This window comes from Agrobacterium sp. V1, from assembly GCF_030518355.1.
Taxonomy (GTDB): Bacteria; Pseudomonadota; Alphaproteobacteria; order Rhizobiales; family Rhizobiaceae; genus Agrobacterium; species Agrobacterium cucumeris.
This window is the reverse complement of the sequence record NZ_JAULSF010000002.1, coordinates 27,210-52,698: the sequence shown is the minus strand read 5'-3', so window position 1 is coordinate 52,698 and position 25,489 is coordinate 27,210. Positions and strand designations below refer to the sequence as shown.

Sequence of the window (25,489 nt, the reverse complement as noted above, 5' to 3'; positions counted from 1 at the left end):
CCCACTAAGTTGATAGGTCTGGCATAAAGAGAGATAAGTTGTAAACGCCTCGCAGAGGAGATTTATCAAACGTGCCTTAAGTGTGGCTTTGGCAGATTTGGGACGGGCTAACCAGATCGAAGGTGTCTAGAATATCAACCGAGAACCCTTACGCAGTAAGGAATTTTATGGCGGAGAGGGTGGGATTCGAACCCACGATACCCTTGCAGGTATGCCGCATTTCGAGTGCGGTGCATTCGACCACTCTGCCACCTCTCCGCATGCGCGAACGCTTGCGTTGCGCGCTCCTCATAAACATCAATGGCCGGGCTGACAAGCGGAATTTCGTGTTTGTGTCACAAATTATTCGTCATAGAGAAGACTGGAGAAATGCTTCGGCTTTCAGCGGTTTTCACGGGCATTTTTAAGATGACACGCATCGACCTCCAGCCGTGCGCGTCGCATTCGGCAATGGTGTTAGAGCAATTGATAGCGCTGCAGGATTTTCATAATCTGGTCGTCCTGTTGCTGGTCCGGCAGCAGGGCCGGCTGACGGCTGGCGCCGACGGTGGGGTCCTGCAGGTAGAGTGAGCGCTTGACCATGGCGGGCGCAAAACCCAGCGCATAGAGATCGGTGCGGAAGGCTGTGTAGATCGCCTGCTGGCGCTCGGCCTCTATGATATTGCCGGCGTTGAATGCGTTGAGAATGCCGGCAAGCACATCCGGCATTGCGTTGCCAAGGCCGGAAATACAGCCTGCGGCACCGTTCTGTAACGACCACAGAACGAGGTGATCAGGGCCGGAATAGACCTCGAAACCGGGCATCTCCTTCGCCACCTGGAGATAGGCTTCGAGCGTCTGCTGCGCGCCACCGGAATCCTTGATGCCGGCGATATTGCCATGGGTTGCAAGTTTACGCGCGGTTTCCGGCTCTATGTGGTTCTGGGTGCGGGCGGGGATATCGTAGAGATAGGTAGGGGTCTCAACGGCATCGGCCACCGTCGAGAAATGGCGGATCAGGCCATCCTGCGTGCAGGCGATGAAGAAGGGCGTGATGACGGCGATACCGTCGACGCCGATACGGTCGAAGGCTTTGGCAAGCTGTATGGTCTCGAATGTGGCGGGCATGCCGGCATTGACGATGACTTTGGCGCGGCCGGCCACTTCGTCCACCACTTCTTCGGTCAGCCGGATTTTTTCTTCATGGGTCAGCGCGGTAAAATCGCCGTTGGTGCCGGCGCACATGATGTTGTTGCCGGCCGCCACCTGGCGGCGCACCTGCGCGCGCGTGGCTTCGTAATTGATGGTTTCGTCTTCGTTGAAACAGGTGACGAGCGCGACGAAGGCTTGTTTGGTCATGAAAAAACTCCACTTGAATTTCCAACGGCATGGCCGGCCTCGGCCGAGCTGCGCGCGGAATGCATATCGGGGTCGGGATCGAGGCTCGCCGAAAGCAGCGCGCGGGTATAGGCCTCACGTGGCGCTTCGAAAACCTGCCGGACGGAACCGAATTCCACCACCTCGCCGCGCTGCATGACCATAACGTGATCGGCGAAATCCCGAACCACCGGCAGGTCATGGGCGATGAAGATGAAGGAGAGGCCCATTTCGCGGCGCAGTTTATCGAGCAGCGCGATAACCTGCGCCTGCACTGACACATCGAGCGCCGAGACTGCCTCGTCACAGATGATGAGCTTCGGCTCCAGCGCCAAGGCGCGGGCAATGGCGATCCTTTGCCGCTGGCCGCCGGAGAACTGGTGGGGATAACGACGCATATGTTCCGGCGACAGGCCGACCTGATGCAGCAGTTCCGCGGCGCGTTCGCGCCATCTTGCCTTGGGCAATATGTCCGGATGGATGACCCAGGCTTCGGAGATGAGCTGAAATACCGTCATGCGTGGGTTGAGCGATTGGGTGGGATCCTGAAACACCATCTGCAGATCGCGCCTGAGCGCGAAGAGCTCCGCCGGCGAAAGCTGGAAGAGATCCTGCCCCTTCCACAGGGCGCTGCCGGCATCCGGCTCGTCAAGCCGCAACAGAATGCGCGCCAGCGTTGACTTGCCGGAGCCGCTTTCCCCAACGACGGCGATGGTCTCGCCGGCCATCAGGTCGAAGGAAACACCCTTCAAGGCCTCGAAGGCGCCGTAGCGCCTGCGCACATCGCGCACACTGAGCAAGGGTTCACCCCCCGCTTTCGGTTCGTGCATTTCGCCCCGGCCGGGGGCGGCGCTGATGAGCTTGCGGGTATAAGGGTGCTGAGGGTTGCGATAAACCTCGCGAACGGTGCCGGCCTCCACCAGCACGCCCTTTTCCATCACCACCACCCGGTCGGCTATCTCGGCGACGACGCCGAGATCATGGGTGATGATGAGTACGGCCATGCCGGTTTCCCGCTGCAGCTCCTTGAGCAGGGAAAGCACCTCGGCCTGCACCGTCACGTCAAGCGCCGTGGTCGGTTCGTCAGCGATCAGCAGGTCGGGCCGCAGCGCCAGCGCCATTGCAATCATGACGCGCTGGCGTTGGCCGCCGGAAAATTCATGCGGATATTTCCTCAGGGCTCCATCCGGATCAGGAATGCCGACACGGGCGACAAGCCGCCTTGCCTCCACCTCAGCTTCCGCCTTGCCCATGCCATGGGTGGTCATCGCCTCGCGGATCTGCCAGCCGACGGTATAGACGGGATTTAGATGGCTGAGCGGATCCTGAAAGATCATGGCGATGCGCCGGCCGTTGACCTCGCGACGCGCTTCTGCCGGCATGGTCAGAAGGTCTTTGCCATCAAGCAATATCCGACCGCTGCTGATATATCCGGGCGGCATGTCGATGAGGTTCATGATGGCCGAGGACGACACCGATTTGCCCGAGCCGCTTTCGCCGAGGATCGCCAGCGTTTCGCCACGGTCGATATGGTAGGAGACATCCTTCACCGCATGGACGACACCGCTTGCGGTGTGGAACTCCACGGAAAGGTTGCGCACGTCGAGAAGATGGTCAGCCATGCTTGCGGCCCTTCATTTCCAGCCGCCAGCGCTGCACGGGGTCAAGCGCGATGCGCAGCCAGTTGGACAGCAGGTTGAGCGACAGGGTGGTGAGAATGATGGCAAGCCCGGGCCAGAAGGACAGCCACCAGGCATTGGTGAGATATTGCCGCCCCTGCGAAATCATCAGGCCCCAGGTGATTTCCGGCGGCTGAATGCCGATGCCAAGGAAGGACAGCGCGCTTTCCGCCAGCATCACATAAGCGAAATCGAGCGTCGCAAGCGTCGTCAGCGTCGGCAGCACCACGGGCAGGATGTGGCGAAACAGGATGCGTTTGCCGGATGCGCCCATCACGCGCGCCGCCTGCACGAACATGCGCTCGCGCACCTCCAGCACCTCCGCCCTGGTGGTGCGGATGTAAACGGGAATGCGGGTGATGGCCAGAACCAGCATCAGGTTGAGGATGGAGGAGCCGAGCAGATAAAGGACGATGACCGCGATCAGCAGCGACGGAAACGACATGATCACATCGGCAACCCGCATGATGATCTGGCCGACGCGGTTGGAGGAAAACCCGGCGATAAGGCCGAGTACCGTGCCGGTGACTGCGGAGAGAAGCACGGCGCCGGCTGCAATCATCAGCGTGTTTTGCGTGGCGGCAACGATGCGCGCCAGAAGTGACCGGCCGAGCGCATCCGCTCCCAGCCAGAAGTACCATTCACGCTGCCAGTCGAATGGCGCGAGATTGCGTCCGCGCAGGTTCTGTTTCGTCGCGAGATCGCCAAGCCAGGCCGGGCCGACAAAGGCGAGTATGACGATGACGACGAGAAAGATCGCGGCACAGAGCGCGAATTTATCCGCCCACAACATGCGCAGCATGCGCATTGCGAAGGATGGCTCATCAATGATCTCGGTATCGACGTTCAAAAGGCTCATGGCTAAATGTCCCCCTCAGTGCCGGATACGCGGATCGAGCAGCGCATAGGCGATATCGATCAGCAGGTTCATCAGGAAGATCGCCAGCGCGGTGACGAGAATGGCGGCCAGAACGACATTAAAATCCCGCTGCAGAATGGAATCGATCATCAGCTTGCCGACGCCCGGAAACCCGAAGATGGTTTCAACGATGACGGCGCCGTTAAGAAGGCTTGCGGCCTGATCACCGATGACGGTGATGACCGGCAGCATGGCGTTGCGCAGGGCATGGATGAAGATGATCGGCCCGGATTTCACGCCCTTGGCGCGTGCCGTTTTGACGTAAGCGGAAGACAAAGCACCGATCATCGAGCCGCGCACCACCTGCACGATGATGCCGAAGGGGCGCACGAAGAGAACGGAGATCGGCAATATCCAGTGCAACACCGAGCCCGTGCCTGAGGTGGGCAGCCAGGCGAGATTGACGGAAAAGACGACGATCGCGACGATGGCCAGCCAGAAATCCGGCACCGAAGCGCCGATCAACGAAATGGTCGAGGCCATGCGGTCGAAAAAACCGCCGGAGCGGAAAGCCGCAAGCGAGCCGACGACGATGGCCGCGGTGGTGACCAGCGACATGGTGATGACCGCAAGCCAGAGTGTCCAGACGAAGGCCTCCAGCACCACATCCAGCGCCGGACGGGCTTTTCTGAGCGATTCACCCAGATCTCCCGTCATCACATCGCCCGCATAACGCAGGAACTGAACCATCAGCGGATCATTCAGCCCGTGCAGCGCACGAAACTGCTGCTTCAATTCCTCCGAAGCCTCCACCGGCAGAAACAGCGCGGCCGGGTCTCCCGTCAGGCGGGAGAGGAAGAAAACCATCACGATGAGGCCGACCAGGGAGATCAGGCTCGCAATGGATCGTTTTCGGATGAAGCTCAGCATGGTTGCCTCCGGGTTTCAACGCGGCGGCAAGGCTTTCGCCCTGCCGCCGCTCATTGGCTTATAAGATGCGGGCTTTACTTGATGCCGATTTCCGAAAGCTGCAGCATCGAGTTGGTGGCGATGGTGGGCTTGAAGTCCAGACGTTCGGAAACGCGGGAGAAACCGACCATGTGGAACAGCAGCACATCCGCCACGACATCATCATGCAGGTAGGCGATGAGTTCTGACCAGAGCTTGGCGCGCTCGTCACCGACGGCTGCGGAAGCGCGTTCGATCAGGTCATCCACCTTGGGGTCCGAGAAGCCGGACTGCGTGCCCTTGGTGGCATATTTGAAGAACATGGTGAAGGACGGATCGCCCTTGGAATTGTCGTGCATGGCAGCGACGATCTGGGGTCCACGACCTTCCTTGAAGGGCTTGGAATAATAGCTCTCGTGTTCGGCCACTTCCACGAATTTCAGGTCGATCTTGAAGCCGACGTCCTGCAATTGCTGCTGGATCGCCTCCATGATTTCGGTGACATTCGGAAAATTCGCCGTGCGCGCGATGATGGTGATCGGCGTATCCACCTTCACGCCGGCAGCCTTGGCTTCCTCGAGCAGCTTCTTTGCGCCATCAGGATCGTAAGGGAAGACCTTGACGTCGGGGTTCCAGCCAAGCGTGGTCGGCGGAACAAGCGCGGTCGCCAGCACCGCTCCTTCGGGAACCAGCGTGCCGAGGAAGGCCTGCCGGTCGATGGCGAGGTTGAGCGCGCGGCGTACCCGCACATCGCTCAGCGGCGCGATGTTGTGGTCGAGGCGCATATAGACCGTCTCGCTATCGAGATAGGAAAAATCGGTCTTCGGATTGGTCGCGTCGAGCTGGGAAATGGAGGGCGAAAGATCAGCCTCTCCGGTCTGCACCATGGCGGCTCGAACCGAGGGATCGGCACGGAAAAGATAGGTCGCTTCCGTCACCTGCGGCTTCTTGCCCCAATAATCGTCACGGGCAGTCAGAACGATCTGCTGGCCCGGCGTCCAGTTGGTCAGCTTGTAAGGTCCGGTGCCAACAGGCTCGCGGATGAATTCCATCTTGGTTTCTTCGGGAACGATAGTGACCAGTGACATCAGCAACGGCAGAATTGGCTGGGCCGGGTCGGTCTTGAAGTCGATCGTGTGGTCGTCAACAATCGAAGGCGTCACCGTCATCCCACCAAAATAACGGCGGGATTCACAGGCGTTCTTGTCGCTCATGATGCGTTCGAAGCTGTGCTTCACGTCCTTGGCGTCGAAGGTGGTGCCATCGGAAAACTTCACGCCTTCACGCAGATGGAAGCGCCAGCTACCATCGGCATTCTGCTCCCATTTTTCGGCAAGCCGCGGCTGAACGCCGTTCTTGCCGCGCACATCAAGCTCGGTCAGCGTTTCGCTGACATTTTCCATGATGATGCGGCCAATATTGGAGCGGGTCGCCATGCAGGGCTCCAGCAGATCAGCCTCTTCCGCCAGCACGATCTTGATCGGCCCCGAGGCCGCAAGCGCCGGCGAAACCGCGGCGCTGAGGGAACCCAAGACAAGGGCGCCCACAATCAATGACTTCTTCATTCCGTTCTCCTCCCAGATCAGAAATTCAGCAACATGGCGGCGTGCCGCAAGGGGTTTTAAAAAAAGCCCCGCCTCCTGCATCGAGGAGCATGGCGTGCGGATGATTGTCTCCTCCACCCGTGAACAGAGCATCGGCGCTATCACATTTTTTGTCAATTTATTTTTCTTAAGCATTTTTTACTGACGTCAGAACTGCAATTTTTATCGTTTTAAAACAGATAATTAGATTGAATAACCAAAAACTCAAAGGTTCGATTTATATAGAAATAAACTTGACAACTTTTTGAATATGTCATTTTCATCAGGCCAAGAGGAGACCACGATGACCCCTGATGACATCGCTCACGCCATGACCGGAGCCATCCGCACCACGTCAGAAAATCGGCAGGAAGCGCTGCTGCCGTCGCCGATGATCCAGAACCATGCAAGCTTTCTGCACCTGGCTGATGACGGCGCCTTGCTGTGCGCATGGTTCGGCGGCACGCTGGAAGGAAAATCGGACATTTCGATCTTCGCTTCCGTGTTGATGCCCGGCGCGACAAGCTGGGGCGCACCACAGCGCCTGAGCTACGACCCTGCCCATTCCGAACAGAACCCGGTTCTTTTCACCGCGCCGGATGGTGCCCTGTGGCTGTTTCACACCGCCCAGCCTTCCGGCAACCAGGACGAATGCCGCATTCGCATGGCGCGAGTTACCCGTGATATGACGGCACCGGAAAAGCTCATCTCCGAAGAGGGTCGTTTTCTCGATCTTCCGAAGGGCTGCTTCATCCGCGCGCCGCTGCGCATTCGTGATGACGGCGCCTGGCTGCTGCCAATCTTCCGCTGCATCCAGCGCCCCGGCCAGAAATGGAACGGTAGCCACGACAGCGCAGCACTTGGCATATCCAAGGACAATGGCCTGACATGGCAATTGCAGGAGCTGGAGGATTCGACCGGCTGCGTGCATATGAGTCCGGTTTCTGGCGGTGATGCACGCTACTCCGGCTTCTTCCGCCGTCGTCAGGCCGATTTTGTTTACCGCACGGAAAGCGCTGATGGCGGCCGCTCATGGTCAAAGCCGCAGCCGACCGACGTGCCGAACAACAATTCATCCATTGCCGCAATCAGGCTCGGTGACGGCCGGCTGGCGATGATCTGCAACCCCGTCAGCGCCGCGCAATCGAGCGACCGGCGCGCCTCGCTTTATGACGAGCTCGGAGAGGATGACGGCAGGCCGGATGCCGATCCGACAGGCGGATGCGTGCCTGTCTGGGGCGTGCCGCGCGCGCCGGTTTCCATCTGCATCTCCGGTGACGACGGGCTCAGCTTCCCCACCCGTATTCTGATCGAGGACGGTCCCGGCACCTGCCTGTCGAACGATTCGACTGATGGTCGCAATCTGGAGATGTCCTATCCATGGCTTCTGGAAGCACCGGACGGTACGCTGCACGCCAGCTACACCTATCATCGCCGCGCAATCAAATATGTCCGGCTGGCGCCCGGCTGGGCAGACCCCAAGGACGGGAGAAAAAGATGAGCAACATCATTGGCATCACCATGGGCGACCCCTGCGGCGTCGGCCCGGAAATCACCGTCAGGGCGCTTGCCGAAATGTCTGCCCCGGACCAAGCCGCTACACGGATTTACGGCAATCTGGCCACGCTTCAGGCGGCACGGGATGCGCTTGGCGTCGATATCGATCTGACACGGCATGTGGTTGATCTGCCCATCGAGGGCGCGCCGCTGCCGTGGGGTACGCTGTCGCCGGTGGCTGGTGACGCCGCTTTTCGTTTCATCGAAAAGGCCGTGCGTGATGCCGAAGCCGGCGAAATCGGCTGTATCGTCACCGCGCCGATCAACAAGGAGGCGCTTAACCTTGCCGGCCACCATTATGACGGCCACACCGGCATGCTGCGCAGCCTCACCGGCTCTTCGGCCGCCTATATGCTGCTCGCCTCCGAGCGGCTGAAGGTCATTCACGTTTCAACCCATGTTTCCCTGCAGGACGCCATTGCCCGGGCGACGACGGAACGGGTGCTGGCAACCATCCGCGCCGGCAATGCACACCTGAAACGCATCGGTTACGAGCGGCCGCGCATCGCGGTCGCTGGCATCAATCCGCATTGCGGCGAAAACGGCCTGTTCGGCACCGAAGATGACGATCAGATTGCGCCCGCAGTCGCCGCTGCCCGCGCCGAAGGCATCGAGGTCTATGGACCGATTTCCGCCGATACCGTTTTCCACCGGGCCTATTCCGGCGCTTTTGATCTCGTTGTCGCGCAATATCACGATCAGGGCCATATCCCGATCAAGCTTGTCGCCTTCGATACGGCCGTCAATGTTTCGGTCGATCTGCCGATAGACCGTACCTCCGTCGATCACGGCACGGCCTTCGACATTGCCGGCAAGGGCATCGCCAATCACGGCAACATGAAAGAGGCCATCGCCTATGCCCGCAAACTCGTGGCGGGCAAGAGCGCGAAAGGATAAGCACCATGTCCACAGCTCCCATTCTCATCCATCAGCCGCGCAGGCTTGCCGTTGGCGCCGGCACCATCGCGCAGGTTGGCGCCTTCGCCGGCAAAACCGCCTCGACCTTAGTGATCGCCACGCCGCTGACAGCGAAATTCGTCGACCGTTTGCAATTGCAGGGTCCATTCACGGTGTTTGATGCCATTCCCGGCGAGCCGGACACGGCTACGCTCGATGCAGCACTCGACGCGGCACGCAATGCCAAACCCGATCTCGTCATCGGCCTCGGCGGCGGTTCGGTAATGGATGTGGCAAAGCTGGTTGCCGCATTGTGGAAATCAGACCAGACGCTTGAGGATGTGGCCGGATCGAACAGGGTCACCGGGCGCGACGCCAGGCTGGTGCAGATCGCCACTACCGCCGGCACCGGCTCGGAAGCCGGCATTCGCTCGCTGATCACCGATCCCGTCAAGGGCGTTAAGATCGCAGTCGAAAGCCCCCACCTCATCGCCGATTTCGCCGTGCTCGATCCGGAACTCACCTATTCCGTGCCGCCGGCCGTGACGGCGGCAACGGGCGTGGATGCCATGGCCCATTGCGTCGAAGCCTTCACCAACCGCAAGGCTCACCCGATGATCGACGGTTTTGCCCGCATGGGTTTTGCGCTGGTCGGCAAATATCTGGCACGCGCCGTCCGCGATGGCACGGATACTGAAGCGCGGGAAGGCATGATGCTCGCCTCCTATTATGGCGGCATCTGCCTCGGCCCGGTGAATACGGCCGCCGGCCACGCCATCGCCTATCCGCTCGGCACGCTCCTCAACCTGCCGCACGGGCTGGCGAATGCCATTGTTTTTCCGCATGTCCTGGCCTTCAACCAGCCCTCTGTTTCGGCAAAAACGGCGGAAGTGGCAGGTGCGCTCGGCCTTCGCGAGCATCTTTCGCCGGATGACCTGCGCAAGGCGGCAACGGATTTCTGCGCCGGGCTCGGCATCGAAATGTCACTGGCAAGGCACGGGGCAACCGAGACCGATCTTCCCCGTTATGCCGAGGACGCACACGCCATCCGCCGGCTAATGGACAATAATCCGGTCGATATGAGCCTTGAAGACGTGCTCGGCATTTACCGACGCGCCTTTTGAAAGAAGGGGCGGCACGCCTTCGGGCGCACCGGCCTCAATCCGAATGCGAAGATTCGAACAGGCGGTCGCGCGATCCCGTCAGATGCTGGAGCATCAACTGACGCGCCGCCTCGGCATCCCCATCGGCGATCGCCTTCGCAATGGCCTCATGTTCGGCAAAAACACGCGTCAGGCCGGAGGCCTCGCGCTTTACCGACATGCCGTGGAACTTCATGCCCATCGCGATATGATCTTTCAGAGCCTCCATCGCAGTGGAGAAATAACTGTTCCTTGCCGCCCGCGCGATGGCGAGGTGGAACTGATAGTCGGCATCCTCACGGTGGGACTGGCGATTGGTGGCGTCCCGCATCAATTCGAGCGCCTTCTTGATCGCCGCAAGCCTCTCGCCATCATGCCGTAATGCCGCCGCAGCGGCCGCGGCCGGCTCCAGTGTCAGCCGGAATTCGTAACAATTCAGAAGGTCGGCGACATTTTCCAGCTGCCCGAAGCCAAGCGGCTCGCGCAGGCCAAAAGCCCGCACATAGCTGCCGGAACCTCTTCGGGAATAGATGAAGCCCTGCTCGCGCAGCCGCCGCAAAGCCTCGCGCACCACCGGTCTCGAGACCTCGAATTCCATCGCGAGTTCATGTTCGGTCGGCAGCCGTTCGTCCGGCTTGTAAGCACCGGATTTGATCGCCCGGTGCATTCTCTCGAAAATAATGTCCGGAAGTGCCTTACGCGCCGTTTCTTTCATCAGCCCCATCTGGTCAGCTCTCTCCGGCGTCGTTCACGCCAAGCATCATTTTCGCAATGTGTTTCAACGTGTCAGCTTGCCCAAAACCGCCGGACTTCGCAATGATGCATTGGTCGCCGGCCCAGCCGACGCCCAGACCCGGCAGACACTCGCCAGCAAGACGCAGGCGAGAAATGCCCATGGCGCGCAGCACGGCTTCGGCCGTCGCCCCGCCCGAGAGAAGCAGCCTGCCGGCAGCTGCCGTGAAGCGCGGCACGACGCCTTCCGCCAGCCGATCGGAAACGATAAGCGGTGAAAGATCTTCTGCCCCCCGCATTGCGCGAACAAGTGTCAGGCTGGAACCATTATGTGTAGGGGAAGGTACGACACCGTTGGGCGCATCGATAACCGACACAAGCCCGGCCCGCTCAAGCGCTTCCATTTGCTCTACCGTAATCGGATCACGCGAACCGACGACGAAAAGTCCCTTGCCAGCCGGAATAATCGCCGTTTCGGCAACAGTCCGACCCGTCATAGCCTCGGCAAGAGCCTCGGCAAGCCCACGTGCGCCGACCAGAAGATCGACGTCTTTAGCCTGTGCGGCGGCGAGAGCTTCCCGGATGTCACCCTGCGATCGCGTATCGGGTATCGTGCAGCGACCAGCGTGTCTGCCGAGCTTCTCATGAACTGGAATGGCGACCTCAACGCCAAAGCCGGATACGGCCCCGTCCATAACGATACGTCCGAAATCGGGGATGGCGGGCGCGACAAGTGCGTGCCGATAGGACATCGCATCCATTTCAGCCGCAATGTGCCCCTTCAGCCGGGAATCGACTTTCTTGAACAGGATCGTATCCGCTGGAGCCAGCGCCAATAGTGACCGCGTACGGTGACCGGCTTCATCCGCATCACCGTCTCGACAACCCAGATTGACGCTGAGGACGGCAGGCGCATCCGCGAGGGCTGCGGATACACCGTCAAGCCCGATCGCAACCTCGGTCGCCAGCCCACGCCCGGCAAAGGGTGCGGCGGCGTCGAGCGCGCCTGTCAGATCATCGGCGAAAATCAGCAGCACGGGCGAAGCCTTCAAAAAAGTTGTAATGTTTTACCTCAATAAATTTATTTATAATCAATAGATAAACAGATGTGAATAACAAAAATTATTATGCAGACTTTCGAATTGGCCTGCTGGCGATGAAGCGAACCGCTAGGCCATCGCTAGATTCAGAAAAGGATAAACGCGGCCAACACGCATGCGGCTCCGCAGGCAAGGCGAAAGACGGCAAACAGGGTATCGCCGCTAGATAAACCGGAAAGGCAGCCCTGAGATAAGCCCTTTGACAAAACGCTTCTTTTGAAAGCGCCCGTTCAGCGAAACACGCGGCAACTGCGTTGGCTTTTCGAGGTTATGAGGGCCAAGAACACCGGCCTGTGTGGTGACCGCCACGGAAAATCCCGCCTCGAACACCGCCTTTGCCTCGCGCTCTGCCACTGCTTTTGTCCAGCCATAGGGATAAGAAAAGGATTGTGGCCGACGGCCGACACAGGCCTCCACCCGGCGGGTCGATTCCTCGATCTCGTGCGCCAGACGCGCCGCATCGATCTTGCGCATGTTCACATGCGTCATGGTGTGTGCGCCGAAATGCACCAGAGGATCGTTCGACAACGCCCTGAGTTCATCCGCATCCATGACAAGCTCGTCCACGATCGCGATGGGATCGATGGCGTGCTGTCTCGCTGCGCGGTCGATCCTTTCCACTGCCTCATCCTCTGAAAAGTTCTGCACGAAATTCTCAAGGCGCGTGAATGCTTCCGCCTTCTGCTGAGGCGTGGCGGATGCCACATGTTCCGGCCCGGAGCCGAAATCGAAGTCAAACGATGCGGCTTTCTGCGTCAGCGCAGCCGCGGTTTCCCACCACAGGCTGCGTGTCCGTTCAACAAAACCCGGTGTGATGAAAATCGTGTAGGGAACGGAATATTTGCGGAAGACCGGCGCGGCATGAACGGCATTATTGCGATAACCGTCATCAAGCGTGAAGGCGCAAAACGACCGGCTTTCGTTATTGTCGGCAAGCAATGCCGGTAAATCATGCAGGTGGACGGGAACAAGTCCACATTCAAGCGCTGCCTGTATCGCCTCTTCCAGAAACTGCGGCGTGACGGACAATTGCACATTGGGCGCAAAAGGCGAGATGGCCTCCCCTTGGCGCACATGATGAAGCGTAAAAATCACGCCACGCCCGGCAAGCGACGGAAATGCAGCGCGGACCACGGGGAGAGAACTCACCTCCAGCCCGGCCCTTATGGCTCCGTATTTCAACAGGCGCTTTGCCGCCTGTCCGGAAACCGTTGCGGATTGTTTTGACTTCAGGCCGGGCAGAACCCGTTTTTTGGCGACTCTCCAGGCGGTGAGCGGCAGATCGATAAGACCCGGCAAGGGATCATTCAGCGCAAAAGCGGCCCAGCTGCGGATTTTGCCCAGAGATGCAAAGTAGTCGCCGATATTTGCCTTGCCGCGCCGGCTTAATGTAAAGGCGGCAACCGTATCACGGACAAGATAGGACCACGACACGCCTTGTCGCGCGGCCTGGGACGGGCCGGTGGGCACGTCATTGGCAACCTGCCATAATAACGCGCCAAGATCGACGCCAGCCGCCGAACTGAGGCCGAACCAAGACCATGGGCGCGGATTGACATCGAGAAGCTTCAGCGAACCATCCCTGCCGTCGAGTTTGAATTCCACCTCGACCAGACCGCTGTGACCGGCCGATTTTAATATCGTCCGCGCGGCCTCGATCGCCTGCTGGTTGTCCACAACCTCGACGCAGGTGCTGGTATATCCGAAATCGACGGGATATTGACGCGTGCGCCGGGCGGTGAACTCGGCAACCGGCTCTCCGTCGCGCCATAGCGCCGCATAGGAAAACTGGCTTTCTCCCCCACCGGGAATGAGTTCCTGCACCACGACATTGCCCGCGCCGATCTCCGCGCTCGCATCCGCAAAAGCGGTTTTCAACGCCTGCCGGTCATCGGCGCGGATCACCTTCGCGCGGGAAATCACGGTATCCCCGCCACCCATATTCGGCTTGAGGATAACGGGAAATGTCACGTCCAGCGCATCGATGTCATCGGCCGATGTCAGTGCGTAGGTCCGGGGGAACGAGACGCCAAGCTCCGCCGCGCGTTTATAGAGCAGCGGCTTCTCACACAACCATTGCAGGGATGGCCAATCCGGCAGGATGATCTTGTAAAGGGCGGAGAGTTCGTCGCGATGTTGCGAAACAAGCTGTACCTCGCCATCCCCGGATGGCACGAGCAGACAGCCCTTCAGATGATGTTTCTCGGCCATTTCCCGCAAAAAGGCCAACGCCCCGGCATCGTGCGGGCCGGCCCAGCGGATCGTCTCCCGCACGAAGCGCGACCAGCCCGGCAGAGGTGAATCATGGGTGAGATAATAGACAGGCACATTCAGGGCGCCGAGGCTGCGGGCAAGGGCAAGCGTGCCGTGAGCACCGCCGACAATAACAACACCTGGAATGGTCAAAGCCTGATCCCCGTCCTATTCCGTACCTTGATCGCAAAAATTGATAAATAAATTGGATATTTCTAAAGTATTGAGCGGTCGACGATCGAATTGCCGGAGCCGAAGCGCTTCTTACTCTCCTGAGCTTCTTTCAGCGCTTCGGAATTTGCTTCGAACTGAACGGGAACCGCATCACACCTCTTTGCGGACGGGGCGCGGCTCGCCCTTGTCGTCCACCGCGACCATGATGAAGACGGCTTCCGTGACCTTTTCGCGTGAATCCTCATAATGCCTGCGGGTCCAGGCCTCGATCTTGAGCGTGACGGAGGTGCGCCCGACCTTCTCTATCCGGGTATAGACGCACAATGTATCGCCGATCTTGACCGGCTTCTTGAAGACGATTTCGTTGACAGCCACTGTCACGGTGCGGCCGCCGGCCACATCATTGGCGCGGACGAAAGCGGCAAGGTCCATCTGCGACATCACCCAGCCGCCGAAAATATCACCGGCCGGGTTGGCGTCGGCGGGCATAGCAAGCGTTCTGAGGGTAAGTTCCATGTCGGCGGGCGGTTGCTGGTCCATATGTCAAATTCCTTTCACAAACCTCCCGCTACCGGACTTAGACAACCGCGCCTCATCAGCCAATAGCCGATTTATCGCGGCAGCCCTTCCAAAACAGCAAGGAATCACACAGCCATCGTAAGCTTCGGTTAACCATGATGGGGCACGATTCCAAAAAACGCGAGGGCGTGCGAATGGCCTATGACTGGAGTGGGAACAACACGATACAGCAACGTTACGACCGCATCATTGTGGTGGTCGCAAGCGTTATCGCCGTTAGTCTGGCGACCGGAACCATTGCGCTGCGCTCGCAGGCGGGACCGGAGACCACCATAAATCTCGCCAAACAACAGCGGCTCGACCTGGAAAAGTGGCATTTGCGGCTTTGATCCGCCGCAACCGACCCAAATGATGACATAGCGAAACGGCTATTGCGAATTGCCATCACGCTTGGCGATATTTTCCTTCGGTACGGCGTGGTCGAGATGCGCCACAGCCGGAGAAAGAACCGACAGAAACGTCTCTGAGCGACCAATATAGATAATCGCCGCGCCATCGATGCCGTTCAGAACTGCAGCCAGCGTATCCTGCGTCTGTTTCTCCAGCCCTTCCAGCAAATCGTCGATGACGACAAATTTCGGCTTCAGCAACAGGGCATTGGCGACACGGATGCTGGCCTGCTCATCCGGATCCAGTTTCTTGTCCCAGCGGATGTTTTCATCGAGACGGGGCGCCATATCGCCCAGCCCGCACGCGGTGAGCGCCGCGACATAATCCTCCTCGGCAAACCGCTGCGGCGCGCGCGGATAGGCGAGAATTTCGCGCAGCGAACCCGTCGGCAAATAGCCATGCTGGGCAATGAACAGCGTGTCGGATTGCTCGGGCATTTCTATTCTGCCCTGCCCCCAGGGCCACAGTCCCGCCATGGCGGCAAATAACAGCCGCCGGTTCACGCCCTGCTCGCCATTGATCATCAGCCGCTCGCCCGGCCCGATCTCCACATTCGCCTCGCGCAGCCTGAAACCGCGCTCCACATCCTGCCCGCCTGCATCGCGGCAGATCGTGACCGACTGAAGGCGGATCTTTTCGTTCTGCGCGCTCCGCTGCAGATCGATCGCCAGCCCGTGCTGTTCGACACTATCCATCTGGATCAAGGCGTTGCGAAACACCGAGACGCGCTGCAACGTCGCCTTCCAGCTGGCAATCGGGCCGAAATTGTCGATGTACCAGCGAAGCGCGGTATTGACCTGGTTGAAGGCGCCGACAGCCATCATCAGCCCGCCAAAGGTGAGGTTGCCAGAAAAATAGACCGGCGCCGCGATCAGGATCGGCGCAACGACCGCCAGCCAACCATAACCCGACGAAACCCAGGTCAGATGCGTCAGCGCCATGGCCAGCCCCCGGATCACACCAAGCACGGCATCGATATCGACCCCGATCCGCCGCCGCTCGTTTTTTTCACCGCGCGCCAAAGCGATCGCAGCCAGATTTTCGCTGGCGCGCATCAGGGAAAAGCGCAGTTCCGCCTCTTTCGAATAACGTTCGGCGTTCAGCCCAACCAGACGATAACCGACAAGGTTGCTCAGCAAAGATGCGGAACCGGCATAAAGGATCGCCGCCCAAACCATATAGCCGGGAATGGGGACAAGATCGCCGTTGATAGTGATGGAAAAGCCCGCTGACAGGCCCCAGAGAACACCGATGAAGCTGATAAGCAGGATTGTTGCGTTCACGAGACCGATGGACAACGCGGTGCTGCTTTCGGCAAGGTTGCGGACATCATCGTGCAAACGCTGGTCGGGGTTGATGGCAATCGTGCCGAAACCGGCAAGACGGGCGGCGCGGCCCGGTTTCAGCCATTGGTCCACCATATCCTTGGCAAGACCCTCGCGCATGTTCAGCGCCGTCATCTGGTTGAGCCAGGTCTGGATGACGTTGAGCAGCAGCAGCAGCCCGGCAATGATCGCGAAGACCTCGAGCTGGTGAATGAAGGCATCAAGATCGCGCCGCTCCAGCGCATTGTAGAAAGGCGCGTTCCACTCGTTGAGGCGGATCTGGCCATAGGCCGTCAGCAATATTACCGTCAATAGGGCAAACGACAGCAATATCAGCCGGTTGCGCACCGGCGAGGTCCAGAAGGCATTGCCCATCATGCGCAATTGCGCAGGAAAATCGAGATCGAAGCCCGAAGGGTTAGCCGCGCTCTTGCGCTGATCGTCGGTCACCGTTGTTGCCATTCATTCCATTCCGAAACGTCTGTCGGCAAAGAAAGCGGGTCGCGATTCTGCGCCTTGCGATGCCAAGCAATAACACGCCGTTCGACCTTGTCCACAATCCCGGCGAAATCCCGGCGGCGACGATTGAAAAGCGCGGATAAATCTTCGCGCGGGCAAACTTTTCGGCCCGTAGCAACAATGCGGATGTCCCCGGAAATGATCCTTGCTTTCTTTTCCTGCATTGCACAAAATCCAAATAATTTCAGAGGGGCGGATAAACCGCATAGACCGGAAAAACCGGGCAAGGCAGATTAATGGCGATCAAAGCGAGCATCTATCATCTGACGCATTATAAATATGACAATCCGGTTCGCCTTGGACCACAAATCATCAGATTAAAGCCCGCCTCGCACTCCAGAACCCGCGTTATCAGCCATTCGCTCAAGGTTTCGCCATCCAATCATTTCGTAAACCTGCAGCAGGATCCCTACGGCAATTACCTCGCCCGCTTCGTCTTTCCCGAGCCGGCAACGGAATTCAAGATCGAGGTCGATCTTGTCGCCGATATGACGGTTTACAATCCGTTCGATTTCTTCGTCGAGGAAGAAGCGACCAAATGGCCGTTCGATTATCCGCAGGAATTGCGGGACGACTTATCCATCTACATGAAACCGGAGCCGACCGGCCCGCTGCTCGCCGCCTTCATGGCGACCGTCGACCACACGCCCGGCCAGCCGACGGTCGATATGGTCGTGGGCCTCAACGCGCGTCTGCAACAGGAAATCGGTTATGTCATCCGCATGGAACCGGGCGTCCAGACGCCGGAGGAAACACTGGCCTCCGGCAAGGGATCGTGTCGCGACACCAGTTGGCTGCTCGTACAGGTTCTGAGGCATCTTGGTCTCGCCACGCGTTTCGTATCCGGATACCTCATCCAGTTGACGCCCGATCTCAAGGCTCTGGACGGCCCTTCCGGCACCGAAGTGGATTTCACCGACCTGCACGCCTGGGCCGAGGTCTATATGCCAGGCGCTGGCTGGATCGGTCTTGACCCCACATCGGGGCTTCTGACCGGTGAAAGCCATATTCCACTGGCGGCAACACCACATTATCGCAACGCCGCACCGATTTCGGGCGGTTACTTCGGCCACGCCAATACCGAATTCGCCTTCGACATGCAGGTCCGGCGCGTTGCCGAAACCCCGCGCATCACCAAGCCCTTTTCCGATGACAGCTGGGAAGACCTCAACACGCTTGGCGAGGCGGTCGATAACGTCCTGAACGCGCATGACGTCCGGCTGACCATGGGCGGCGAGCCGACCTTCGTTTCCATCGACGATTTCGAATCCGAGGAATGGAACACCGGCGCGGTTGGACCGACAAAACGCGAAAAGGCAGACGCCCTGATACGCCGCCTGCGCGAGCGTTTCGCGCCGGGCGGCTTTCTGCATTATGGGCAGGGCAAATGGTATCCGGGCGAAAGCCTGCCGCGCTGGACCTTTTCGCTCTATTGGCGAAAGGACGGCCTGCCGATCTGGCAAAACCCGGCACTGATCGCCGAGGAAGGCTCAGACACCAAGGTCCTGCCCGAAGATGCGCAGAGATTATTGAACGGTATCGCCACGCAGCTTGGCATAGAGCCTGATCTCGTACTGCCCGCTTATGAGGATCCGGCCGAATGGATCATCAAGGAAGGCAGCCTTCCCGATAATGTCGACCCGTCCAATTCCAAATTGAAAGATCCCGAAGAGCGAAACCGCATAGCCCGCGTGTTCGAACGCGGGCTTACGACGCCGACGGGCTATATTCTTCCCGTTCAGGCGTGGAACGCCAAGGCAGACGGCAAGCGCTGGGTCAGCGAAAAATGGAAGACGCGGCGCGGCAAGATTTTCCTCGTTCCGGGTGACAGCCCGGTCGGTTACCGCCTGCCGCTCGGCACCCTGCCATATGTGCCACCCTCTGCTTACCCCTATATCCACGAGGCCGATCCATCGATCCCCCGCGGCCCGCTTCCCGATCTCGCCTCGCCGTCTGGCCGCGCCATGCCGGCAGCGTCCTTCCATGTGGATGAAGCTGCCGCCCAAGCGCGTGTCGAACAGACGCTTGGAGAAATCGGGGGTGCGGTGCGCACCGCGCTCTCCGTTGAGCCGCGCGACGGCCGTCTCTGTGTTTTCATGCCGCCGGTCGAACGCATCGAAGACTACCTCGAGCTAGTCGCAGCCGCGGAAGCCGCGGCGGCCGAGCTGGGACTGTCTGTTCATATCGAGGGTTATGCGCCACCGCATGACGAGCGCATTAATGTCATCCGCGTCGCGCCCGATCCGGGTGTCATCGAGGTCAACATCCATCCCGCTGCAAGCTGGAAGGAATGCGTCGACATCACCTCGGCGGCTTATGAGGAAGCACGCCAGACACGTCTCGGCGCTGACAAGTTCATGATCGACGGTCGCCACACCGGCACCGGCGGCGGCAACCATGTGGTGGTGGGCGGCGCCAACCCCAATGACAGCCCCTTTCTGCGCCGGCCCGATCTTCTGAAAAGCCTCGTTCTGCACTGGCAGCGGCACCCCTCGCTTTCCTACCTCTTCTCCGGCCTGTTCATTGGCCCGACCAGTCAGGCCCCGCGTATCGACGAGGCCCGCCACGACAGCCTTTACGAGTTGGAAATCGCACTCGCGCAGGTGCCTGCACCCGGTGAGGGCGCGCCACCGCTGCCATGGCTGGTTGACCGCCTGTTCCGCAATCTGCTGACGGATGTAACGGGCAACACCCACCGCGCGGAAATCTGCATCGACAAGCTGTTTTCGCCTGACGGGCCGACCGGTCGCCTCGGGCTCGTGGAATTCCGCGGCTTCGAAATGCCGCCGAACGCCCGCATGTCGCTGGCCCAGCAATTGCTGGTGCGCGCACTTATCGCCCGCTTCTGGAAAAACCCCGCCGGCGGCAAATTCGTGCGCTGGGGCACGGCACTCGCCGACCGCTTCATGCTGCCGCATTATATCTGGGCGGATTTTCTGGATGTGCTCGCCGATCTCAGGGAAAACGGTTTCGATCTGAAACCCGAATGGTTCACCGCCCAGCAGGAGTTCCGTTTCCCCTTCTTCGGCGAAGTGGAATATGAAGGCTCGAAACTGGAGTTGCGTCAGGCGCTGGAACCCTGGCATGTGATGGGCGAACAGGGCGCCATCGGCGGAACCGTGCGTTTTGTCGATTCCTCGGTCGAGCGTTTGCAAGTACGGCTGGAAACCTCCAACCCAGCGCGTTACGCCGTTGCATGTAACGGCCGCGCCGTTCCGCTGACCCCCACGGAGAACCGCAGCGTCGCGGTTGCCGGCGTGCGCTTCAAGGCATGGCAGCCGGCTTCCGGCCTGCATCCCGTTCTGCCCGTCAGTTCACCCTTGACCTTTGACATTTATGATACATGGTCGAGGCGATCGATCGGCGGATGCATCTATCATGTTGCTCATCCGGGCGGGCGCAATTACGAGACGTTTCCCGTCAACGGCAACGAGGCCGAGGCACGCCGCCTTGCCCGTTTCGAACCATGGGGACATACGGCAGGACAATATCCGCTTCATGCGGAAACCGTGTCGCCAGAATTTCCGCTGACGCTCGATCTGCGTCGGCCATACGGAGTTTAAATTGTCCAAAGCCCCGGCAACGGAACGCAAGACGGAAACCGGCGCACCGCTGCGCGGGCTTGGCTATTCCACCTTGCCGGGCGTGGCCGACGAAATGCTCGATACCGATGGCAAGGTGAGGCCGGTCTGGAAGCACCTGCTCGGTGCGCTCTCGCGCATGTCCGAACGCGAACTGCACGAGCGCTTTGCCCGCACCGACCGCTATCTGCGCGACGCAGGCGTGTTCTACCGCGATTATAGCAAGGGCAGCAGCGAACGAAACTGGCCGATCTCGCATATTCCGGTACTGATCGATGACAGGGAATGGACGGTTCTCTCCGAAGGGCTGAAACAGCGCGCCGATCTTCTGGAGGCCATGGTTGCCGATTTTTACGGCGAGAACCGGCTGGTGAACGAAGGTTACGTGCCGCCGGCGCTGATCGCTTCCAATCCGGAATATCTGCGGCCGATGGTTGGTGTCAAACCGGCAAGCGGCCATTACCTGCATTTCTGCTCATTCGAAATAGGACGCGGACCTGATGGAAACTGGTGGGTGCTGGCCGACCGGACGCAGGCGCCTTCCGGCGCTGGTTTCGCGCTGGAAAACCGGGTAGCCACCACCCGCGCACTGTCCGATATCTACGCCGAAACCCATGTTCACCGGCTGGCCTCGTTTTTCGGCGCTTTCCGCGACACGCTGCAGGCCCACAGGAAGCACCCGGACGACCGCATCGCGGTGCTGACGCCCGGCCCCGCCAACGAAACCTATTTCGAACACGCCTATATCGCCCGTTATCTGGGCTTCATGCTGCTGGAGGGTGAGGACCTGACCGTCGTCAACGGCCGCGTCATGGTTCGAACCGTGGCCGGGTTGAAGCCGATCGGTGTGCTCTGGCGGCGTCTCGACGCCTCCTATTCCGATCCGCTGGAACTCAACCAGCAATCCCATATCGGCACGCCCGGCATGGTGCAGGCGTTGCGCAACGAAGCGCTCACCATCGTCAACGCCCTCGGCAGCGGCATTCTCGAAACGCGGGCACTGCTTGCCTTCATGCCGCGCATCTGCCGCCACCTTCTGGGCGAGGAGCTGAAGCTGCCGTCGATCGCTACCTGGTGGTGCGGACAGGAATCCGAGCGCCGCCATGTTGCCGGCAATATCGAAGGCATGGTCATCGGCCCGGCCTATTCCCGCCTACCCTTCTTCGACGATAACGGCCAATCCGTGCTCGGTTCGTCGTTGCGCGAGACGGCGAAGGAATCGATCAGCGACTGGCTTGCCTCCGACGGCCACAGGCTGGTGGGCCAGGAAGTTGTGAAGCTTTCAACCACGCCGGCATATATCGGCAATAAGCTCGTACCGCGCCCGATGAGCCTTCGTGTCTTTGCCGCCCGCACGCAGAATGGCTGGCAGATCATGCCGGGTGGCTTTGCCCGAATTGGAAGCGGCGATGACGTTTCCGCCATTGCCATGCAATCGGGTGGCAGCGCCGCGGATGTCTGGATCGTCAGCGAAAAACCGGTGGAACGCACCACGCTGCTGCCGGCGGAAGAGAGCTTTACCCGCAACATGCCGGGCAGCCTGCCCAGCAGGGCTGCCGACAACCTCTTCTGGCTCGGCCGTTATATCGAACGCTCTGAAGGTGCCTTGCGCATCCTGCGCGCCTGGCACGGACGTTATGCTGAATCGGCCGATCCGCGTCAGCCCCTGCTCGCCCATGTGACGCGGTATCTCGAAGCGCTTGACGTGGAGATGAACGATGCCGTGCCGGAAAGCCTGCTGAACAACATCAACAGCGCGCTTTATTCCGCCAGCAATATCCGCGACCGCTTTTCACCCGATGGATGGCTGGCGCTGAACGACCTTGCCAAGACGGCCCGCCGTTTCCATGCGAAAGTCGCGCCCGGCGACGATGCTACCCACGCCATGACGATCCTGCTGCGCAAGCTTGCCGGCTTTGCCGGTCTCGTGCATGAAAACATGTACCGTTTCACCGGCTGGCGTTTCCTGTCGATCGGCCGTTATCTTGAACGCGGCCTGCATATGACACGGCTTCTCGGCCACATGACCGGGCCGGACGCGCCTGATGGTTCCTATGACATGCTGCTCGAAATCGGCGACAGTGTCATGACCCACCGCCGCCGCTACAATGTCGCCACGGCTGGCCTGACGGTCACCGATCTTCTGGCACTTGATCCGCTCAATCCGCGCTCGATCCTGTTCCAGTTGAACGAAATCCGCACCGAGGTGGAGCAGCTTCCAAATGCCTTTGTGAACGGCCAGATGTCGCCATTTTACCGCGAAACGATGCGTCTTCATTCCGGGCTCGCCGTCATGACGCCGGAAAACATGAACGGTGCGATCTATCGCCAGCTTGAAACCGACATGGAACATCTGTCCGATGTTCTGGCCCGCACATATCTCGGATAACCCTATGCTTTACGATCTGTCCCTGCATATGGGTTACACCTACGACACGCCGGCCCATGGCGCACGCCACATTATCCGTGTGCTGCCTCTGTCGATCCCGGGTCGGCAGAGACTGGTCGCAGGTTCCATCGATGTTTCGCCCGTGCCGGAAGAACGTGCCGTCTTTGACGATTTCTTTCATCAATCAGCCACATCTGTGCATCTGCGCGCGCCGCATGAAAAGCTGGATATCCGCATGCAGGCGCGGGTGATGGTGGAAGCGCCGGCCATGACGGCAGATTTTTCACCCGAGCTTTCCCGCCTGCCGCAGAACCTTGCCGATGTCTGGTCGATCGATTTCCAGTCACCACACCATTTCATTGGCGCGAGCCCGAGAATAGGCGTGGACACGGCAATATCCGCCTATGCACGGGAATTGCTGAAACCGGGAATGACGATCCGCGAAATCGCGCTGGCCATGTGCAAACGCATCCACAAGGACTTCACCTATGATGGCGAAGCGACCACCGTGGATACGACTCCATCGGAAGCCTTTAAATTGAAGCGCGGCGTGTGCCAGGATTTTTCGCATATCATGATCATGGCGCTACGCAGCCTCGGCATTCCCGCCGGTTATGTCAGCGGTTTCCTGCGCACCATTCCTCCGCCTGGCAAGGAACGGCTGGAAGGCGCCGATGCCATGCATGCCTGGGTCCGCATCTGGTGCGGAGAAGCGGCCGGTTATCTGGAACTCGACCCCACCAATGATATCGTGGCCGGCAGCGACCACATCGTCGTCGGTTATGGCCGCGACTATTCGGATGTCGCACCGGTGATCGGGGTCCTCAAGAGCTACGGCAACCAGCAGATAAAACAGGCCGTGGATGTGGTTCCCGTCCAGCAATGACACAATATGTGTTATTTCAATCTTCCAACCAATTAATTCTTAAAAATACTTCAAAAACTGCACCAATTTGAACGATTCATAAAATTATAATCTTCGTGTTAGCGGATTTTATATCCTTTACGGGTTTTCTGCGCTCAGTCGCATATTCTAATCGGTGAGCCCCATCATGACCGCCTCCACAGACAAAAAACTGAAGCGCCGTTTCCTTGCCGATACCAGCGGTAATTTCGGCATCATGACGGCAATATTGCTGCCGATGTTGCTGGGCGTGGCCGGAGCCGGCCTGGAGCTGGCAAATGTGATGCAGGTGAAAGCCGACCTGCAGAACACGGCGGATTCTGCAGCGCTCGCCGCAGCAACCGAGGCACGCCTGAAGGAAGGCGCGCTCACAGACGAACAGATCAAGGAAATCGCCAAGGCCTTCATCGCTGGGCAGATGGAAAAGAGCCTGACCGAGGAAGAGAAAAAGGAACTGGAGAAGAACTCCCCAGTCGGCGTTTCCGCTAAGGAAGATGCGCGCGGCAAGACCTATACCATCGAGACCACGCTATACCGCCAGGTGCAGCTCAATCCGCTGCTGGGGTTCGTCGGTATTAAGACACTCGATATCGCAGCGACCGGAACCGCGAAAAGTACCGTCAACAAAGGCGCACCGATATCCATGTATCTGGTGCTCGACCGCTCCGGTTCGATGTCCTTCAAGACGGACAGTGTCGACAGCGCTAAAACGTCCTGCCAGAACTACACATCCGATAACTGGGGCAAGTATCCCAATCTCGGCAAGACATCGCCCTGTTATGTCAACAAGGCCACATCGTTGAAGACCGCCGTCAGCTTTCTCGTTGCTACATTGAACAAGGCCGATCCGACCTACACCGCAAGTGGCGGCTCCCAGCTAGTTCGGACCGGCGCGTCGGTATATACACATGAGACCTATGCGGCTCAGGCTATCAGCTGGGGTACGAGCAGCGTTGTCAGCTACGTTAATAAACAGATTCCCGAATTTCCCACTGGCGGCACGGATGCCCGCAGCAGCCTGAATGCCGCTTACAACGCTCTTAAAAAAACGAATCCGGACGAAGCGAAGGCACATAAGACACAGGAAAGCGAATCCTTCGAGCGCTATATCGTTCTAATGACCGACGGTGAAATGACTGGAAACAGCTCCTCGTGGAGTTCCAGCATCGACCAGTCGGTGCGCACCACCTGCGAAACCGCCAAGAAAGACGGGATCAAGATCTTCAGCGTCGCCTTCATGGCGCCGGACAAGGGCAAGTCGCTGCTGCAATATTGCGCTTCCAGCCTCGACAATTATTACGCGCCCGAAAACATGGAGCAGATTGTCACCGCCTTTGGCGAAATCGCCCGCAAGGCAGCCGGCAGCATAGCCACGCTGACCAACTGACGAAAATTCGGCAGGCGAAGACGCAAACATATCGCTTCCGGGGTATTTGCCCCGGAGGCCAGTCTTCCCGGGCTCTGCATGGCTGACAAGACATGCGCAGCAGGTGACAGCGGCGGCGACCCGTGGCATAGGAGG

The 25,489-nt window shown here is 59.4% G+C and carries 19 protein-coding genes and 1 tRNA gene; 8 read left to right on the top strand and 12 right to left on the bottom strand.

Annotation, left to right across the window (positions count from 1 at the left end):
• Positions 1 to 168: 168 nt before the first annotated feature.
• The 6 genes from QSV77_RS14400 to QSV77_RS14375 form a co-directional block, all read right to left on the bottom strand.
• A tRNA-Ser gene (locus tag QSV77_RS14400) sits at positions 169 to 258 on the bottom strand.
• 198 nt (positions 259 to 456) lie between these two features.
• The gene (locus QSV77_RS14395) at positions 457 to 1,338 is read right to left on the bottom strand and encodes a dihydrodipicolinate synthase family protein (protein WP_302733999.1); all 882 of its coding nucleotides are present in this window, start codon (positions 1,336 to 1,338) and stop codon (positions 457 to 459) included.
• Positions 1,335 to 2,978 carry an ABC transporter ATP-binding protein gene (locus tag QSV77_RS14390; RefSeq protein ID WP_302733998.1) on the bottom strand — a complete coding sequence of 548 codons (1,644 nt, stop codon included), beginning with the start codon at positions 2,976 to 2,978 and terminating at the stop codon, positions 1,335 to 1,337. The genes QSV77_RS14395 and QSV77_RS14390 overlap by 4 nt, the downstream gene beginning before the upstream one ends.
• On the bottom strand, positions 2,971 to 3,894 hold the full coding sequence (locus tag QSV77_RS14385; RefSeq protein WP_302733997.1) for an ABC transporter permease: 924 nt from the start codon (positions 3,892 to 3,894) through the stop codon (positions 2,971 to 2,973). Before QSV77_RS14385 ends, QSV77_RS14390 begins: the two co-directional genes overlap by 8 nt.
• A gap of 15 nt (positions 3,895 to 3,909) precedes the next feature.
• Positions 3,910 to 4,824: an ABC transporter permease gene (locus QSV77_RS14380; protein ID WP_142841641.1), complete on the bottom strand. Its 915-nt coding sequence runs from the start codon at positions 4,822 to 4,824 to the stop codon at positions 3,910 to 3,912.
• A gap of 74 nt (positions 4,825 to 4,898) precedes the next feature.
• Entirely contained in the window at positions 4,899 to 6,407 is a 1,509-nt protein-coding gene (locus QSV77_RS14375; RefSeq protein ID WP_302733996.1) for an ABC transporter substrate-binding protein, read from the bottom strand.
• A 322-nt stretch (positions 6,408 to 6,729) separates the two neighbouring features.
• Here QSV77_RS14375 and QSV77_RS14370 point away from each other — a divergent pair, with 322 nt between their 5' ends.
• From QSV77_RS14370 to QSV77_RS14360, 3 genes are read left to right on the top strand one after another with little or no spacing between them, the layout of a single operon-like run.
• Positions 6,730 to 7,926 (top strand): exo-alpha-sialidase, encoded by a 1,197-nt coding sequence (locus tag QSV77_RS14370; RefSeq protein WP_302733995.1) that lies wholly within the window; start codon positions 6,730 to 6,732, stop codon positions 7,924 to 7,926.
• Positions 7,923 to 8,879, top strand: coding sequence for a 4-hydroxythreonine-4-phosphate dehydrogenase PdxA (pdxA, locus tag QSV77_RS14365; RefSeq protein WP_302733994.1), 957 nt, complete (start codon positions 7,923 to 7,925; stop codon positions 8,877 to 8,879). The genes QSV77_RS14370 and pdxA overlap by 4 nt, the downstream gene beginning before the upstream one ends.
• Before the next feature lie 5 nt (positions 8,880 to 8,884).
• The gene (locus tag QSV77_RS14360) at positions 8,885 to 10,003 is read left to right on the top strand and encodes an iron-containing alcohol dehydrogenase (RefSeq protein ID WP_302733993.1); all 1,119 of its coding nucleotides are present in this window, start codon (positions 8,885 to 8,887) and stop codon (positions 10,001 to 10,003) included.
• A gap of 34 nt (positions 10,004 to 10,037) precedes the next feature.
• Here QSV77_RS14360 and QSV77_RS14355 read toward each other — a convergent pair whose 3' ends face one another.
• The 4 genes from QSV77_RS14355 to QSV77_RS14340 form a co-directional block, all read right to left on the bottom strand.
• The gene (locus QSV77_RS14355; protein WP_046798992.1) at positions 10,038 to 10,745 is read right to left on the bottom strand and encodes a FadR/GntR family transcriptional regulator; all 708 of its coding nucleotides are present in this window, start codon (positions 10,743 to 10,745) and stop codon (positions 10,038 to 10,040) included.
• A gap of 4 nt (positions 10,746 to 10,749) precedes the next feature.
• Entirely contained in the window at positions 10,750 to 11,790 is a 1,041-nt protein-coding gene (locus QSV77_RS14350) for a four-carbon acid sugar kinase family protein (RefSeq protein ID WP_302733992.1), read from the bottom strand.
• A gap of 225 nt (positions 11,791 to 12,015) precedes the next feature.
• Positions 12,016 to 14,259 carry a polysaccharide deacetylase family protein gene (locus tag QSV77_RS14345; protein WP_302733991.1) on the bottom strand — a complete coding sequence of 748 codons (2,244 nt, stop codon included), beginning with the start codon at positions 14,257 to 14,259 and terminating at the stop codon, positions 12,016 to 12,018.
• Between the two features lie 171 nt (positions 14,260 to 14,430).
• A complete protein-coding gene (locus QSV77_RS14340; protein WP_269698929.1) occupies positions 14,431 to 14,820 on the bottom strand; it encodes an acyl-CoA thioesterase in 390 nt (129 codons plus the stop codon).
• A 173-nt stretch (positions 14,821 to 14,993) separates the two neighbouring features.
• On the opposite strand from QSV77_RS14340, the gene QSV77_RS14335 reads away from it, so the two are divergent.
• Entirely contained in the window at positions 14,994 to 15,188 is a 195-nt protein-coding gene (locus tag QSV77_RS14335; protein WP_046799408.1) for a hypothetical protein, read from the top strand.
• 39 nt (positions 15,189 to 15,227) lie between these two features.
• Here the strand turns inward: QSV77_RS14335 and QSV77_RS14330 are convergent, their stop codons facing one another.
• Together QSV77_RS14330 and QSV77_RS14325 are read right to left on the bottom strand one after the other, a co-directional pair.
• Entirely contained in the window at positions 15,228 to 17,036 is a 1,809-nt protein-coding gene (locus QSV77_RS14330) for an ABC transporter ATP-binding protein/permease (protein WP_142841650.1), read from the bottom strand.
• Positions 17,021 to 17,257 carry a hypothetical protein gene (locus QSV77_RS14325; protein WP_161991350.1) on the bottom strand — a complete coding sequence of 79 codons (237 nt, stop codon included), beginning with the start codon at positions 17,255 to 17,257 and terminating at the stop codon, positions 17,021 to 17,023. The genes QSV77_RS14330 and QSV77_RS14325 overlap by 16 nt, the downstream gene beginning before the upstream one ends.
• A 72-nt stretch (positions 17,258 to 17,329) precedes the next feature.
• On the opposite strand from QSV77_RS14325, the gene QSV77_RS14320 reads away from it, so the two are divergent.
• The 4 genes from QSV77_RS14320 to QSV77_RS14305 all read left to right on the top strand — a co-directional run bounded on the left by QSV77_RS14320 (position 17,330) and on the right by QSV77_RS14305 (position 25,354).
• Positions 17,330 to 20,656, top strand: a complete 3,327-nt coding sequence (locus QSV77_RS14320; protein WP_302733990.1) for a DUF2126 domain-containing protein — start codon at positions 17,330 to 17,332, stop codon at positions 20,654 to 20,656.
• 49 nt (positions 20,657 to 20,705) lie between these two features.
• Positions 20,706 to 23,063, top strand: a complete 2,358-nt coding sequence (locus QSV77_RS14315; RefSeq protein ID WP_309546939.1) for a circularly permuted type 2 ATP-grasp protein — start codon at positions 20,706 to 20,708, stop codon at positions 23,061 to 23,063.
• 4 nt (positions 23,064 to 23,067) lie between these two features.
• Complete coding sequence (locus tag QSV77_RS14310) at positions 23,068 to 23,949, top strand: transglutaminase family protein (protein ID WP_302733989.1); 882 nt, start codon at positions 23,068 to 23,070, stop codon at positions 23,947 to 23,949.
• A 166-nt stretch (positions 23,950 to 24,115) separates the two neighbouring features.
• Positions 24,116 to 25,354 carry a TadE/TadG family type IV pilus assembly protein gene (locus QSV77_RS14305; protein ID WP_302733988.1) on the top strand — a complete coding sequence of 413 codons (1,239 nt, stop codon included), beginning with the start codon at positions 24,116 to 24,118 and terminating at the stop codon, positions 25,352 to 25,354.
• Positions 25,355 to 25,489 lie beyond the last annotated feature (135 nt).

What these genes read in the sequence shown, in the direction of transcription:
- QSV77_RS14395 (WP_302733999.1), bottom strand. Translation starts at nt 1,338, where the DNA reads ATGACCAAACAAGCCTTCGTCGCGCTCGTCACCTGTTTCAACGAAGAC.
- QSV77_RS14390 (WP_302733998.1), bottom strand. Translation starts at nt 2,978, where the DNA reads ATGGCTGACCATCTTCTCGACGTGCGCAACCTTTCCGTGGAGTTCCAC.
- QSV77_RS14385 (WP_302733997.1), bottom strand. Translation starts at nt 3,894, where the DNA reads ATGAGCCTTTTGAACGTCGATACCGAGATCATTGATGAGCCATCCTTC.
- QSV77_RS14380 (WP_142841641.1), bottom strand. Translation starts at nt 4,824, where the DNA reads ATGCTGAGCTTCATCCGAAAACGATCCATTGCGAGCCTGATCTCCCTG.
- QSV77_RS14375 (WP_302733996.1), bottom strand. Translation starts at nt 6,407, where the DNA reads ATGAAGAAGTCATTGATTGTGGGCGCCCTTGTCTTGGGTTCCCTCAGC.
- QSV77_RS14370 (WP_302733995.1), top strand. Translation starts at nt 6,730, where the DNA reads ATGACCCCTGATGACATCGCTCACGCCATGACCGGAGCCATCCGCACC.
- pdxA (WP_302733994.1), top strand. Translation starts at nt 7,923, where the DNA reads ATGAGCAACATCATTGGCATCACCATGGGCGACCCCTGCGGCGTCGGC.
- QSV77_RS14360 (WP_302733993.1), top strand. Translation starts at nt 8,885, where the DNA reads ATGTCCACAGCTCCCATTCTCATCCATCAGCCGCGCAGGCTTGCCGTT.
- QSV77_RS14355 (WP_046798992.1), bottom strand. Translation starts at nt 10,745, where the DNA reads ATGGGGCTGATGAAAGAAACGGCGCGTAAGGCACTTCCGGACATTATT.
- QSV77_RS14340 (WP_269698929.1), bottom strand. Translation starts at nt 14,820, where the DNA reads ATGGACCAGCAACCGCCCGCCGACATGGAACTTACCCTCAGAACGCTT.
- QSV77_RS14335 (WP_046799408.1), top strand. Translation starts at nt 14,994, where the DNA reads ATGGCCTATGACTGGAGTGGGAACAACACGATACAGCAACGTTACGAC.
- QSV77_RS14330 (WP_142841650.1), bottom strand. Translation starts at nt 17,036, where the DNA reads ATGGCAACAACGGTGACCGACGATCAGCGCAAGAGCGCGGCTAACCCT.
- QSV77_RS14325 (WP_161991350.1), bottom strand. Translation starts at nt 17,257, where the DNA reads ATGCAGGAAAAGAAAGCAAGGATCATTTCCGGGGACATCCGCATTGTT.
- QSV77_RS14320 (WP_302733990.1), top strand. Translation starts at nt 17,330, where the DNA reads ATGGCGATCAAAGCGAGCATCTATCATCTGACGCATTATAAATATGAC.
- QSV77_RS14310 (WP_302733989.1), top strand. Translation starts at nt 23,068, where the DNA reads ATGCTTTACGATCTGTCCCTGCATATGGGTTACACCTACGACACGCCG.
- QSV77_RS14305 (WP_302733988.1), top strand. Translation starts at nt 24,116, where the DNA reads ATGACCGCCTCCACAGACAAAAAACTGAAGCGCCGTTTCCTTGCCGAT.